This is a genomic window from Streptomyces humi (genome assembly GCF_001005085.2).
Lineage (GTDB): Bacteria > Actinomycetota > Actinomycetes > Streptomycetales > Streptomycetaceae > Streptomyces > Streptomyces humi.
Map to the genome: position 1 here is coordinate 151552 of NZ_LBMU02000029.1, position 12570 is coordinate 164121.

Annotated in this window: 15 protein-coding genes; 9 read left to right on the forward strand and 6 right to left on the reverse strand. The window is 70.6% G+C overall.

The genetic code is table 11. The features are described 5' to 3' along the window. Positions 1-136 precede the first annotated feature (136 nt). Positions 137-853 (reverse strand): IclR family transcriptional regulator NdgR, encoded by a 717-nt coding sequence (gene ndgR, locus AAW13_RS14390; protein ID WP_003993203.1) that lies wholly within the window; start codon positions 851-853, stop codon positions 137-139. 205 nt (positions 854-1058) lie between these two features. On the opposite strand from ndgR, the gene leuC reads away from it, so the two are divergent. From leuC to AAW13_RS14410, 4 genes are all read left to right on the forward strand, one after another. Next, positions 1059-2483 carry a 3-isopropylmalate dehydratase large subunit gene (gene leuC / locus AAW13_RS14395; protein WP_046733960.1) on the forward strand — a complete coding sequence of 475 codons (1425 nt, stop codon included), beginning with the start codon at positions 1059-1061 and terminating at the stop codon, positions 2481-2483. Positions 2484-2489: 6 nt separating this feature from the next. Continuing rightward, positions 2490-3083, forward strand: coding sequence for a 3-isopropylmalate dehydratase small subunit (leuD, locus tag AAW13_RS14400; protein WP_046733961.1), 594 nt, complete (start codon positions 2490-2492; stop codon positions 3081-3083). A 288-nt stretch (positions 3084-3371) separates the two neighbouring features. After that, positions 3372-3602 (forward strand): SCO5555 family protein, encoded by a 231-nt coding sequence (locus tag AAW13_RS14405; RefSeq protein ID WP_046733962.1) that lies wholly within the window; start codon positions 3372-3374, stop codon positions 3600-3602. A 140-nt stretch (positions 3603-3742) separates the two neighbouring features. After that, a complete protein-coding gene (locus AAW13_RS14410; RefSeq protein WP_046733963.1) occupies positions 3743-4384 on the forward strand; it encodes an HU family DNA-binding protein in 642 nt (213 codons plus the stop codon). Between the two features lie 155 nt (positions 4385-4539). On the opposite strand, the gene AAW13_RS14415 is transcribed toward AAW13_RS14410, so the two are convergent. Together AAW13_RS14415 and cofC are read right to left on the reverse strand one after the other, a co-directional pair. Next, positions 4540-4743, reverse strand: a complete 204-nt coding sequence (locus AAW13_RS14415) for a hypothetical protein (RefSeq protein ID WP_046733964.1) — start codon at positions 4741-4743, stop codon at positions 4540-4542. 9 nt (positions 4744-4752) lie between these two features. After that, positions 4753-5391: a 2-phospho-L-lactate guanylyltransferase gene (gene cofC, locus AAW13_RS14420; RefSeq protein WP_046733965.1), complete on the reverse strand. Its 639-nt coding sequence runs from the start codon at positions 5389-5391 to the stop codon at positions 4753-4755. A gap of 155 nt (positions 5392-5546) precedes the next feature. Between cofC and AAW13_RS14425 the strand changes: the two genes are divergently transcribed. From AAW13_RS14425 to AAW13_RS14435, 3 genes are read left to right on the forward strand one after another with little or no spacing between them, the layout of a single operon-like run. Further along, positions 5547-6311: a lysophospholipid acyltransferase family protein gene (locus AAW13_RS14425; protein WP_046733966.1), complete on the forward strand. Its 765-nt coding sequence runs from the start codon at positions 5547-5549 to the stop codon at positions 6309-6311. After that, entirely contained in the window at positions 6308-7318 is a 1011-nt protein-coding gene (locus AAW13_RS14430; protein ID WP_046733967.1) for an NAD(P)H-dependent glycerol-3-phosphate dehydrogenase, read from the forward strand. The genes AAW13_RS14425 and AAW13_RS14430 overlap by 4 nt, the downstream gene beginning before the upstream one ends. 59 nt (positions 7319-7377) lie before the next feature. Beyond that, positions 7378-8535 (forward strand): D-alanine--D-alanine ligase family protein, encoded by a 1158-nt coding sequence (locus AAW13_RS14435; RefSeq protein WP_046733968.1) that lies wholly within the window; start codon positions 7378-7380, stop codon positions 8533-8535. 113 nt (positions 8536-8648) lie between these two features. Here AAW13_RS14435 and AAW13_RS14440 read toward each other — a convergent pair whose 3' ends face one another. Continuing rightward, positions 8649-9137, reverse strand: a complete 489-nt coding sequence (locus AAW13_RS14440) for a DUF3515 domain-containing protein (RefSeq protein ID WP_046733969.1) — start codon at positions 9135-9137, stop codon at positions 8649-8651. A gap of 20 nt (positions 9138-9157) precedes the next feature. After that, positions 9158-9391, reverse strand: a complete 234-nt coding sequence (locus tag AAW13_RS14445; RefSeq protein WP_037654619.1) for an Lrp/AsnC family transcriptional regulator — start codon at positions 9389-9391, stop codon at positions 9158-9160. 206 nt (positions 9392-9597) lie between these two features. Between AAW13_RS14445 and AAW13_RS14450 the strand changes: the two genes are divergently transcribed. Both AAW13_RS14450 and thiD read left to right on the forward strand, forming a co-directional pair. Continuing rightward, positions 9598-10563, forward strand: a complete 966-nt coding sequence (locus tag AAW13_RS14450; protein ID WP_046733970.1) for a thiamine-phosphate kinase — start codon at positions 9598-9600, stop codon at positions 10561-10563. Then, entirely contained in the window at positions 10560-11366 is an 807-nt protein-coding gene (gene thiD, locus AAW13_RS14455) for a bifunctional hydroxymethylpyrimidine kinase/phosphomethylpyrimidine kinase (protein ID WP_046733971.1), read from the forward strand. The genes AAW13_RS14450 and thiD overlap by 4 nt, the downstream gene beginning before the upstream one ends. Here thiD and AAW13_RS14460 read toward each other — a convergent pair. After that, complete coding sequence (locus tag AAW13_RS14460) at positions 11341-12546, reverse strand: FAD-dependent monooxygenase (protein ID WP_046733972.1); 1206 nt, start codon at positions 12544-12546, stop codon at positions 11341-11343. The two genes, thiD and AAW13_RS14460, sit on opposite strands and share 26 nt — an antisense overlap. Positions 12547-12570 lie beyond the last annotated feature (24 nt).

The following is a 12570-nucleotide window of genomic DNA, read 5'->3' on the forward strand; positions in this document are numbered from 1 at the left end:
GTGATCGAGTGCCAGCGGTATGTGGCTGATCGCGCGGTTCCCCGCGCCCCTTGCGGGGCGCTCCACTCCCGTCGGGAAGAAGGCCGGCCGCGGCGTTGGGGCCGGGCTCTTCTGACGGGGGCGTTCGTTTCGGTGCTCAGCCGGTGCGGCGCAGGGCCTCGGAGAGGCGGCCCGCCGCGTCGATGACCGCCTGGGCGTGCATGCGGCCCGGGTGCCGGGTCAGGCGCTCGATCGGGCCGGAGACGGACACGGCGGCGACCACGCGGTTGGAGGGCCCCCGCACCGGCGCCGACACCGAGGCGACGCCCGGCTCGCGTTCGCCGATGGACTGGGCCCAGCCGCGGCGGCGGACGCCGGAGAGGGCCGTCGCCGTGAAGCGGGCGCCCTGGAGGCCGCGGTGCAGCCGCTCCGGCTCCTCCCAGGCCATGAGGATCTGAGCCGAGGAGCCGGCCTTCATCGTGAGGGTCGAGCCGACCGGGACGGTGTCCCGCAGGCCGGACAGCCGTTCCGCCGCGGCCACGCAGATCCGCATGTCACCCTGGCGGCGATAGAGCTGCGCGCTCTCGCCGGTGATGTCCCGCAGGTGCGTGAGCACCGGGCCCGCCGTCGCGAGCAGGCGGTCCTCGCCGGCCGCCGCGGCCAGTTCCGCGAGCCGGGGGCCGAGAATGAAACGGCCCTGCATGTCGCGTGCCACCATGCGGTGGTGTTCCAGAGCCACGGCCAGCCGATGGGCCGTGGGCCGTGCCAGTCCGGTGGCCCCGACCAGACCCGCGAGGGTGGCCGGACCGGACTCCAGAGCGCTCAGGACAAGGGCCGCCTTGTCCAGAACGCCGACGCCGCTACTGTTGTCCATGCAACGATACTCACGTCTCACTCTGTGAAACGCAAGTTCAATTTTCCGTGGAACGCGCCACCCTGGAATCACACAGTGGCCCGCGTACCAACGGGCCCGGCGGCGGACGCCCGGAACCACGACTTCAGGGGCCCGGAACTCGGGCAGCCGCTTCCTCAAGATCTCTAGTTGGGCCGGTGCACGTCTGCCGGCCGGAGGGAAAGCGATGGGTAGGACACTCGCGGAGAAGGTCTGGGACGACCATGTCGTCCGGCGCGCCGAGGGCGAGCCCGACCTCCTCTTCATCGATCTGCACCTGCTGCACGAGGTGACCAGCCCGCAGGCCTTCGACGGTCTGCGTCAGAACGGCCGCCCGGTGCGCCGCCTCGACCTCACCATCGCGACCGAGGACCACAACACCCCGACCCTCGACATCGACAAGCCCATCGCGGACCCGGTCTCCCGCGCCCAGCTGGAGACGCTGCGCAAGAACTGCGCCGAGTTCGGCGTGCGCCTGCACCCGCTGGGCGACGTCGAGCAGGGCGTCGTGCACGTGGTCGGCCCGCAGCTGGGCCTGACCCAGCCCGGCACGACCGTCGTCTGCGGCGACTCGCACACCTCCACGCACGGCGCCTTCGGCGCGCTGGCGTTCGGTATCGGCACCTCCCAGGTGGAGCACGTGCTGGCCACCCAGACGCTGCCGCTGGCCCGACCCAGGACCATGGCCATCACGGTCGACGGCGAGCTGCCCGAGGGCGTCACCGCCAAGGACCTGATCCTGGCGATCATCGCCAAGATCGGTACGGGCGGCGGCCAGGGCTACATCCTGGAGTACCGCGGCTCCGCCATCGAGAAGCTCTCGATGGAGGCCCGCATGACCATCTGCAACATGTCGATCGAGGCCGGTGCCCGCGCGGGCATGATCGCCCCCGACGAGACCACCTTCGCCTACATCAAGGGCCGCGCCCACGCCCCCGAGGGCGCGGACTGGGACGCCGCGGTCGAGTACTGGAAGACCCTCAAGACGGACGCGGACGCGGAATTCGACGCCGAGGTGCACATCGACGCGGCCGCCCTCTCGCCGTTCGTCACCTGGGGCACCAACCCGGGCCAGGGCGCCCCGCTTTCGGCGGACGTCCCCGACCCCGCTTCGTACGAAGACGCTTCGGAGCGCCTCGCCGCCGAAAAGGCCCTGGAGTACATGGGGTTGGAGGCCGGTCAGCCGCTGCGCTCCATCAACGTGGACACCGTCTTCGTAGGTTCCTGCACCAACGGCCGGATCGAGGACCTGCGCGCAGCCGCCGACATCCTCAAGGACCGCAAAGTCGCCGACGGCGTACGGATGCTGGTCGTCCCCGGCTCCGCCCGGGTCGGTCTCCAGGCCGTCTCCGAGGGCCTGGACGTGGTCTTCAAGGAGGCCGGCGCCGAATGGCGGCACGCGGGCTGCTCGATGTGCCTGGGCATGAACCCCGACCAGCTGGCCCCCGGCGAGCGCTCCGCGTCCACCTCCAACCGCAACTTCGAGGGCCGGCAGGGCAAGGGCGGGCGTACCCACCTGGTGTCGCCGCAGGTCGCGGCGGCCACCGCCGTCCTGGGTCACCTGGCCTCCCCGGCCGACCTGTCCGACGCCCGTACGCCCGCTGGAGTCTGATCAGCCATGGAAGCATTCACCACGCACACCGGCCGGGCCGTCCCGCTGCGCCGCTCCAACGTCGACACCGACCAGATCATCCCTGCCCACTGGCTCAAGAAGGTGACCAGGGACGGCTTCGAGGACGGTCTGTTCGAGGCCTGGCGCAAGGACGAGAACTTCATCCTCAACCGCCCCGAGCGGCAGGGTGCCACCGTCCTGGTGGCCGGCCCAGACTTCGGTACCGGCTCCTCCCGTGAGCACGCGGTCTGGGCGCTTCAGAACTACGGCTTCAAGACCGTGCTCTCCTCCCGCTTCGCCGACATCTTCCGGGGCAACTCGCTGAAGAACGGCCTGCTCACGGTGGTCCTCGACCAGAAGATCGTGGAGGCCCTGCAAGAGCTCTCCGAGAACGACCCCGAGGCCGAGATCACCGTCGACCTGGAGAACCGCGAGGTGCGCGCCGAGGGCATCACCGCCTCCTTCGAGCTGGACGAGAACTCCCGCTGGCGGCTGCTGAACGGTCTGGACGACATCTCCATCACGCTCCAGAACGAGGCCGACATCGCGGCGTACGAGGCCAAGCGGCCGTCGTACAAGCCGCGGACGCTCCAGGTCTGATCCGGAGCCCGGTTCGGGCGTGATCCACCACATCTGAATACGGCTGGTTTCAGCCACCGCGACACCCCGTCTGTACCCCCGATCGCCACGATTGGGGGTACAGCCATGTCTGCACCCGAACGGACGCTCGCGTTGTCGCAGGTCTTGCCAACTTCCCACGTTAGGGCCGATGTTGTGGGGGTAGGTGAGTGCTGTGTCCGGGGCTTCCGCAAGTGCCCGGAAGGCCATTTGAGGCGGCAGTTGCCCCCTGCGCAGGCGACAACTCGCCCCAGATGGCACAATCTGTGCATGGAACACGACGGCCAACTCCAGCTCTATGCGGCGGTCGCGGACCAACTCAAGGAAGCGCACACAACAGTGCGCGCACTGCAAGTCCCGGAGGGCGTACGGATGGCGCTGACCCGGAAGCTGCTGGTCATTACGGCCGCGGCCAAGCACGACATCGCCGACGCGGCAAGGCGGCTCGAGCGGTTCAACGCCGACCTCGAAGCGGGTCGATTCCCGCAAGAGGAAGGCTGACCGGACCTCGCGAGACAGTCGAATCCGTTGCGGCACGAGGGTGATAAGCCCGTTTCGTGTTTGATTTGCGGTATATATCTGCCTAACGTGCGAAAAAGCTTGAACACTTTCGTTCTGGCGAGGTCTCCGAAGGGGAAGACGTGAACAAGGCGCAGCTCGTAGAAGCGATTGCCGACAAGATGGGCGGCCGCCAGCAGGCGGCCGACGCCGTCGACCATGTCCTGGACGCCATCGTCCGCGCGGTCGTCGCGGGTGAGCGGGTCTCGGTCACCGGCTTCGGGTCCTTCGAGAAAGTGGACCGCCCCGCCCGTTACGCCCGCAACCCCCAGACGGGCGAGCGGGTTCGGGTCAAGAAGACCTCCGTGCCGCGCTTCCGCGCCGGTCAGGGCTTCAAGGACCTGGTGAGCGGCTCCAAGAAGCTCCCGCGCGGCGGCGAGGTCTCGGTCAAGAAGGCGCCCAAGGGCAGCCTGACTGGCGCCGCTTCGGCGACGGTCAAGAAGGCCGCGGCGAAGAAGACCACCGCCAAGAAGGCGACGGGCGCGGCCCGCAAGACCACCACCGCCGCCACCGCGAAGAAGACGACGGCGAAGAAGACCACGGGCGCGGCGGCCGCGAAGAAGACCACGGCGACGGCGAAGAAGACGGCCGCGAAGAAGACCACGGCGACGGCGAAGAAGACCGCCGCGAAGAAGGCTCCGGCCAAGAAGGTCACGGCCAAGAAGGCGCCGGCGAAGAAGTCGACCGCCCGGAAGGCCGCCGCCAAGAAGACCGCGACTCGCTAGGCGTTCGCTTCGGCGGCGCGGTCGGGTTACTCACGCGACGGGCCGGATTCCCTTGGGGAGTCCGGCCCGCGGTGTGTTCTTGGGTGGGTTGTGTTCTGGGTGCGGGTCCGGTGGGGGCTTGTCGCGCAGTTCCCCGCGCCCCTGAGTCTCTCGCCTCAGAGTGTCTGCAAAGTCACCAGGGTGATCCGGAGGTCTGCGCCCGCCCCCTCGGTGTCGATGCGTACCCGCTGGCCCGGCCTGAGCAGCCGCAGGCCGCCCGCCTCGAAGGCGGGGGCGTCGAAGGGGACCGGGGTGCCGTCGTCCAGGAGCACCTGGCCGGTGTGGGTTTCGGGGTCGTACGTGTATGCGGTGGCCTGCATGGGCGCAGCCTACTGGTCGGGGATCAGCAGGCGGGCCGCCACGGTCGCGGTGCGCGGGCCCACGCCCAGGGCCAGTGCGGTGCGCAGGTCGGCGCCGGTGTCCACGTCCTGCCGCACCGAGTCCACGTCCGTCAGCCGCAGTTCCACGGCGCCCGAGGCGGCGTGCCGGGCGCGGGAGTCCGGACCGAATGCGGGCGCCAATTCCCTGCCGGGCGCTGCCGCCAGCAGAGTGGTGCCGATTGCCGCCGCGTCCGGGAGAAAAGCGCGCGGGAATTCCGCGGCCGAGTCCAGAACCCGGGCCAATTCCAGTGGACGCAACGCGGGGAGATCGGCGTTCAGGGCCGCCACGGGGGTTTCCGGACGCGATGCGCGGACGACCGCCGCGCCGTGCCGCAGCGCCTCGTTCAGGCCGCCTCCCGGCGTGTCGGGGACGATGCGCGCGCCCAGCGCCGAGAGCTCCCGCCCGGCCAGCGGATCGACCGTGACGACCGCCACATCCTTCACGGCCTGGCAGGCCAGCGCCGCCGCCACCGTGTCCTGGGCGAAGGCGAGGGCCAGCGAAGGGCGCACCCCGTCCGCCGCGGTGTCCGCGAGCCTGCTCTTGGCCCGCGCCAGAGGTTTGAGCGGGATGACCAAGGTCCACTGCACCGTCGTACCGTCCCTCCCTTGTTGCCTCATTGTCACCCGGGCCCACCCGGTGGCCGCGACACCGAGGCGTACGGTGTTCTCGACAGACCGGCGGGCCGGGGCCACACTTCTTCCCGATCCCAGGCCGGGAGGAAGACCTAGAGGAAGGTGTCCGCGTGCCCCGCCGGAGAATCGGCTTCTGGTACCGCTTCGCTGCGGTGCTCTGCAAACCGCCGCTGGTGGTTCTGATCAAGCGGGACTGGCGCGGAATGGAGAACATTCCGGCCGAGGGCGGATTTATCACCGCGGTGAACCACAATTCCCACATCGACCCCTTCGCCTACGCCCACTATCAGTACAACACCGGCCGTGTTCCGCGTTTCCTGGCGAAGAGCGGGCTTTTCAGGAAGGGATTCGTCGGCGCCGCCATGCGCGGTACCGGCCAGATCCCCGTCTACCGCGAGTCCACCGACGCGCTCAGCGCCTTCCGGGCCGCGATCGACGCCGTGGAGCGCGGCGAGTGCGTCGCCTTCTACCCTGAGGGAACGATCACCCGGGACCCGGACCAGTGGCCCATGACCGGCAAGACCGGTGCCGCCCGGGTCGCCCTCCAGACCAGGTGCCCGGTCATCCCGGTCGCCCAGTGGGGCGCCAACGAACTGCTCCCGCCGTACGCGAAGAAGCCCAGTCTGCTGCCCCGCAAGACCCACCACGTGCTCGCGGGCCCGCCGGTCGACCTGACCCGCTTCTACGGCAAGGACATGACGCAGGACGTCCTCAAGGAGGCGACCGAGGTCATCATGGCGGCGATCACGCGCCAGCTGGAGGAGATCCGCGGCGAGAAGGCCCCCGAGACCCCCTACGATCCTCGCCAGGTGCGGATCGAGCAGCGGCGCCGGACGCGTGCGCAGAGCGGTCTGGAAGAGGAGAGCGGCAAGTGAGCAAGCCGGCCAAGGCGGCGGTCTTCAGTGCGGGTTCGTGGGGTACGGCCTTCGGGATGGTGCTCGCCGACGCCGGGTGCGAGGTCACCCTGTGGGCGCGGCGCGCGGAGGTCGCGGAGGCGATCAACTCCGGCCGTACCAACCCCGACTACCTGCCGGGCGTGGAACTCCCCGCGAACCTGCGGGCCACGACCGATCCCGCCGAGGCGGCCGCCGGCGCCGACTTCACCTTCCTGTCGGTGCCGTCCCAGACCATGCGGGCCAACCTCGCCGAATGGACGCCGCTGCTCGCGCCCGGCACCGTCCTCGTGTCCCTCATGAAGGGCGTCGAACTCGGCACGGCCATGCGGATGAGCGAGGTCATCGAGGACGTCACCAAGGTCGGCGCGGACCGGATCGCCGTCGTCACGGGGCCCAACCTCGCCCGCGAGATCGCCGCCCGGATGCCGGCCGCCGCCGTGGTCGCCTGCACCGACGAGACGGTGGCCCGGCGCCTCCAGGCCGCCTGCCACACGCCGTACTTCCGCCCCTACACCGAGACCGACGTGGTCGGCTGCGAACTGGGCGGCGCCGTGAAGAACGTCATCGGTCTCGCCGTCGGCATCGCGGACGGCATGGGACTCGGCGACAACGCCAAGGGCTCGCTCATCACGCGCGGTCTCGCGGAGACCGCCCGGCTCGGCAGCGCGCTCGGCGCCGACCCGCTGACCTTCTCCGGACTCGCCGGGCTCGGCGACCTGGTGGCGACCTGTTCCTCGCCGCTGTCCCGCAACCACACCTTCGGCACCAACCTCGGCAAGGGCATGACGCTGGAGGAGACCATCGCGGTCACCCGGCAGACCGCCGAGGGCGTCAAGTCCTGTGAGTCGGTGGCCGATCTGGCCCGTCGGCACGGCGTCGAGATGCCGATCACCGAGACGGTCGTGGACATCGTCCACGAGGGCAAGCCGCCGGTGGTCGCCCTCAAGGAGCTGATGTCGCGCAGCGCGAAGCCCGAGCGACGCTGAGCCACGGCACCGGCCGGACGCTGTATCGGGGCCCTACCACCGGGTACTCTCATCGCCATATGAGCACCGAGAACCTTCCCCAGAGCCCTGAGCAGCCTGCTCGCAAGCCGCGCGTGGCCGTCGTGTTCGGCGGCCGCAGCTCCGAGCACGGGATCTCCACGGTCACCGCGGGCGCCGTCCTCGCTGCCATCGACCGGACGAAGTACGACGTCCTGCCGATCGGCATCACCAGGGAAGGCCGCTGGGTGCTCACGGCCGACGAACCGGAACGCATGGCGATCACCGAACGCCGTACCCCCGAGGTCGGCGACCTCGCCGAGTCCACCGAGGGCGGCGTCGTGCTCCCGGTCGACCCGGCCAGCCGTGAGGTCGTCTACAGCGAGCCCGGCTCGGTGCCCAAGGCGCTCGGCGAGGTCGACGTGGTCTTCCCGGTGCTGCACGGCCCCTACGGCGAGGACGGCACCCTCCAGGGCCTCCTGGAGCTCTCCGGCGTCCCCTACGTCGGCTCGGGCGTGCTCGCCTCGGCCGTCGGCCAGGACAAGGAGTACATGAAGCGGGTGTTCTCCTCGTTCGGGCTCAAGGTCGGCCCGTACCTGGTGATCCGGCCCCGCGAGTGGCAGCAGGACGAGTCCGCCGCCCGCAAGAGGATCGTCGACTTCGCGGGCGAGCACGGCTGGCCGCTGTTCGTGAAGCCCGCGCGCGCGGGCTCGTCGATCGGCATCACCAAGGTCGACGGCCTGTCCGGCCTGGACGAGGCGATCGCCGAGGCCCAGTCCCACGACCCGAAGATCCTCATCGAGGCGGCCGTGCGCGGCCGTGAGATCGAGGTCGGCGTGCTGGAGTTCGAGGAGGGTCCGCGCGCCTCGGTCCCCGCCGAGATCCCGCCGCCGTCGGAGCACGCGTACTACGACTTCGAGGCCAAGTACATCGACTCCACCCCCGGCATCGTCCCGGCCCCCCTCACGCCGGAGGAGACCGCCGAGGTCCAGAGGCTCGCGGTGGACGCCTTCGAGGCCGCGTCCTGCGAGGGCCTGGTCCGTGCCGACTTCTTCCTCGCGGAGGACGGCGACTTCGTGATCAACGAGATCAACACGATGCCCGGCTTCACGCCGATCTCGATGTACCCGCAGATGTGGCAGGCGACCGGCGTCGGCTACGCCGACCTGGTCGACCGCCTCATCCAGGCAGCCCTCAACCGCTCGACAGGCCTCCGCTGAAACACCCCCACTGGTGACACCCCGAGCTGGAGCGCCCCGAAAGGGGCGCGGGGAACCGCGCGAGCGACCACGTACCACCCGCACCCGACACGCAACGGCTCCACGCAGGGCGCCTAGTCGGCAATCCCCTCCGGAACCGCCTTCTTGACGGCAGGCGCCAAGCTGACCAGCGGCGCCATACCGTCCCCCGTCCGCTTCGCCGGAATCGTCACCTCGACATACGCCTTCCGCAACGTCGTGGTGAACCGGAACGATTTGTCGGCCTGCTGTTCCAGCAGCCACCCCACCCCGTTCACCTCCACCCCGTCGGCCTCCGGGTCGGCCATCTTCGCGGGCCGCGAAACCCCGCACCGCAGTATGATCGCCGGGTCGCCGCCCCACCCGGCCGTCAGCGCGGAGGCCGGTTCCGGATCACGTCGGCCGAGCTTGTCGACCTTCGTCGGCAGTACCCGGTCCAGGCGATCGCAGAGCTTCGCAACCGCCGCGCCCGGACTGGGAACCGCCGCCGACGGGGCGTCGTCTGCTGAGGAGCAGCCCGCTGCCGCGATCATCAGCGCGGCGAGCGCGGGCAGACCGAATGGCCGGTGACGGAAGGAGTTCACCGGCCAAGGGTAGACGGGGGCTACAGATGGACCACCGGGCAGGTCAGGGTGCGGGTGATGCCGTCCACCTGCTGGACCTTCGCGACCACCATGCGACCGAGTTCGTCGACCGTCTCGGACTGCGCGCGCACGATGACGTCGTACGGTCCTGTCACATCCTCGGCCTGGATGACTCCCGGGATCTTGCTGATCGTCTCGGCGACGGTCGACGCTTTGCCGACCTCCGTCTGGATCAGGATGTACGCCTGTACCACGGAACCTCCAGGGCGGCCACGAGGATCATGTGGGGAAAAGGAACGCCACGGTATCGCGTCCCCGCTCACCGCGGGGAGACCTGCGCGGACAGGGGCTTGCGCGCCAGGGTGCAGGCAGGACAGATGTTGACGGTCACCTCGACCGTATCCAGGACGACGATGACGCGCGAGCGGGCACGGCAAGGCACAGAAGGGGCGCAAGGGCAATGAAGGGCACTGTTGGTGAGCTAGGTGAGTTCGGACTCATCAGGGAGCTCACCTCCCGTCTCACCACCACTCCGGCGGTCCGCGTCGGCCCGGGCGACGACGCCGCGGTGGTCGCCGCGCCCGACCGCCGGGTCGTGGCGAGCACCGACATCCTGCTGGAGGGGCGGCACTTCCGCCGTGACTGGTCCACGGCCTACGACGTGGGCCGCAAGGCCGCCGCCCAGAACCTCGCGGACATCGCCGCCATGGGCGCCGTGCCGACCGCGCTGCTGCTCGGCCTGGTCGTCCCCGCCGAACTGCCCGTGACCTGGCCCAGCGAACTGATGGACGGCATCCGGGACGAGTGCCAGGTGGCCGGTGCCTCGGTGGTCGGCGGCGACGTGGTCCGCGGCGACACGATCATGGTCTCCATCACCGCGCTCGGCGACCTGCGCAACCAGGAGCCGGTCACCCGGGCCGGCGCCCAGCCCGGCGACCTGGTGGCCGTCACCGGCTGGCTGGGCTGGTCGGCGGCCGGCTACGCGGTGCTCTCCCGCGGCTTCCGCTCGCCGCGCGCCTTCGTGGAGGCCCACCGCCGCCCAGAACCCCCGTACCACGCCGGTCCGGCCGCCGCCGGGCTCGGCGCGACCGCGATGTGCGACGTGAGCGACGGGCTGATCGCCGACCTGGGGCACATCGCCGAGGCCAGCAAGGTCCGGATCGACATCCGCTCCGGCGCGATCGACGTCCCCACCCAGATGAACGACATCGGGCAGGCCGTCGGCGTCGACCCCATCCAGTGGGTGCTGACCGGCGGCGAGGACCACGCGATCGTGGCGACCTTCCCGCCGGACGTGAAACTGCCCGCCCGCTGGAAGGTGATCGGCGAGGTCCTCAATCCGTCCGCGCTGCCCCAGGTCACCGTCGACGGGGCGCCCTGGACCAGCAAGGGCGGCTGGGACCACTTCGGGGACATCGAGTCATGAACAGCCCGCCGAGGGTACTGACGGTCGCGGGCTCCGACTCCGGCGGCGGGGCCGGGATCCAGGCCGACCTGAAGACCATGCTCGCCCTCGGCGTGCACGGTATGAGCGTGATCACCGCGGTCACCGCGCAGAACTCCGTGGGCGTGCAGGGCGCCTGGGAACTGCCGGTGGCGGCCGTGCGCGCCCAGTACCGCGCCGTCGTGGACGACATCGGTGTCGACGCGGTCAAGACCGGCATGCTCGCCTCCGCGGAACTGGTCGAGGAGGTCGCCGAGTTGATCGCCGGGACCGGTGTGCCCGTGGTCGTGGACCCGGTCGGCGTCTCCAAGCACGGTGACCCCCTCCTCGCCGCCTCCGCACTGGAGTCGGTCCGCACCGGACTGCTCCCGCTCGCCACCGTGGCCACCCCGAACCTCGACGAGGTGGCCCAGCTCACCGGTGTGCACGTCGAGTCGGAGGCCGGTCTGCGCCGGGCCGCGGCGGCCGTGCTGTCGTACGGACCCAGATGGGTGCTGATCAAGGGCGGGCACCTGCCCGGTGAGGCTGTGGACCTGCTCACGGACGGCACCGAGGAGCACCTGCTGCGCGCCCCCCGGCACGCCAACCGGCACACGCACGGCACCGGCTGCACCCTCGCGTCCGCGATCGCGGCGCAGCTCGCGAAGGGGCGGTCCGTGCCGGAGGCGGTGACCGCGGCCAAGGAGTACGTCACCGGGGCGATCGCGGCCGGCTTCGCGCTCGGTGCCGGGATCGGACCCGTCGACCACGGCTGGCGCCTCAGCAGGGGTACTCCCGCAGCTTGATGTCGGTCGCCGCCTTCTCCGTCAGCCTCTTGAAGAAACGGGCCAGCGGACGCGAGGCGAGGATCCGGTACATCCGGTCCCGGCTGCGGATACGGCGTTCGGTGGGCGGCGCGAAGAACGGGCCCGCGTTCCCGGAGATCTTCTGGCAGCCCTTGGCGAACTCCCGGATCCGGGTCTCGTACTCGGTGAACGCGGTACGGAAGTCGCCGCCCGCGAGGGCGAGTTCACCGGCGAGGACATGCGCACCGACGATCGCCACGCCGGTCCCCATCCCGCCCATGGTCGCCCCGTACCCGGCGTCCCCGAGCAGCGCCACCCGCCCCTCGACGAGCCGGTCCACGTGGATCTGGGCGATCGCGTCGAAGTACAGGTCGTCGGCCTCCTCCAGGGCGTCGAGGACGGCCGGGACCTCCCAGCCCATCCCGGCGAAGCGGTCCCTCAGGGTCCGCTTGATCCCCGGGACGTCCCGGCGGTCGTACGACAGCTCCCCGGACCGGAAGACCAGCAGCGCGCCCGCGCGGTCCGGGTCGCCGTCGTAGTTGCCCACCACGACCGCGCGGCCGGGCTCGCTGTAGACCCGGCCGGTGCGGTCCAGACCCAGGTGGTTGGGGACGTCGAAGCCGGCCACGTAGTGGTCGAGGAAGCGCAGGTGGCGGGAGTCGTCACCGAAGACGAGCCGACGGGTGTTCGAGTGCAGCCCGTCGGCGCCGACGACCAGGTCGAAGCGGCGGGGCGCGCCCTGCTCGAAGGTGACGTCGACACCGTCGGCGTCCTGGGCGAGGGAGGCGATCGAGTCGCCGAAGACGTACTCGACGTCGTCCCTGGTGCGCTCGTACATGATCCGCGCGAGGTCGCCGCGGAAGATCTCCACGTCGCCGCTCATCATCTCGGCCGGCAGGTCCACGCGCGGGCTGCCGTCGGCGGCCACGACGGTCTGGCGGCCCATGTGGGTCTGGTGGGCGTGGATCTCGTCCCAGATGCCCATGGAGGTCAGGACGGTGCGGTGGACATGGCCGCGGAAGTCGACCGCGAAGCCGCCGCCGCGCAGGCCGGGGGCCTTCTCGACGACGGTGACGCGGGCGCCGAGCCGGGCCAGGTTGAGGGCGAGGGCGGGTCCGGCGACGCTGGCGCCGGAGACCAGCACGCTGAGGTGGGCGAGGTGCTTCGTCTGCTTCGTCATGCGAGGAGCTTCGGCGGGGGCGCT

Excerpts from the sequence above, each read along its gene's own strand:
- leuC (WP_046733960.1), top strand. The coding sequence starts at position 1,059 with ATGGGTAGGACACTCGCGGAGAAGGTCTGGGACGACCATGTCGTCCGG.
- thiD (WP_046733971.1), top strand. The coding sequence starts at position 10,560 with ATGAACAGCCCGCCGAGGGTACTGACGGTCGCGGGCTCCGACTCCGGC.
- ndgR (WP_003993203.1), bottom strand. The coding sequence starts at position 853 with ATGGACAACAGTAGCGGCGTCGGCGTTCTGGACAAGGCGGCCCTTGTC.
- AAW13_RS14435 (WP_046733968.1), top strand. The coding sequence starts at position 7,378 with ATGAGCACCGAGAACCTTCCCCAGAGCCCTGAGCAGCCTGCTCGCAAG.
- AAW13_RS14450 (WP_046733970.1), top strand. The coding sequence starts at position 9,598 with ATGAAGGGCACTGTTGGTGAGCTAGGTGAGTTCGGACTCATCAGGGAG.
- AAW13_RS14460 (WP_046733972.1), bottom strand. The coding sequence starts at position 12,546 with ATGACGAAGCAGACGAAGCACCTCGCCCACCTCAGCGTGCTGGTCTCC.
- leuD (WP_046733961.1), top strand. The coding sequence starts at position 2,490 with ATGGAAGCATTCACCACGCACACCGGCCGGGCCGTCCCGCTGCGCCGC.
- AAW13_RS14405 (WP_046733962.1), top strand. The coding sequence starts at position 3,372 with ATGGAACACGACGGCCAACTCCAGCTCTATGCGGCGGTCGCGGACCAA.
- AAW13_RS14415 (WP_046733964.1), bottom strand. The coding sequence starts at position 4,743 with ATGCAGGCCACCGCATACACGTACGACCCCGAAACCCACACCGGCCAG.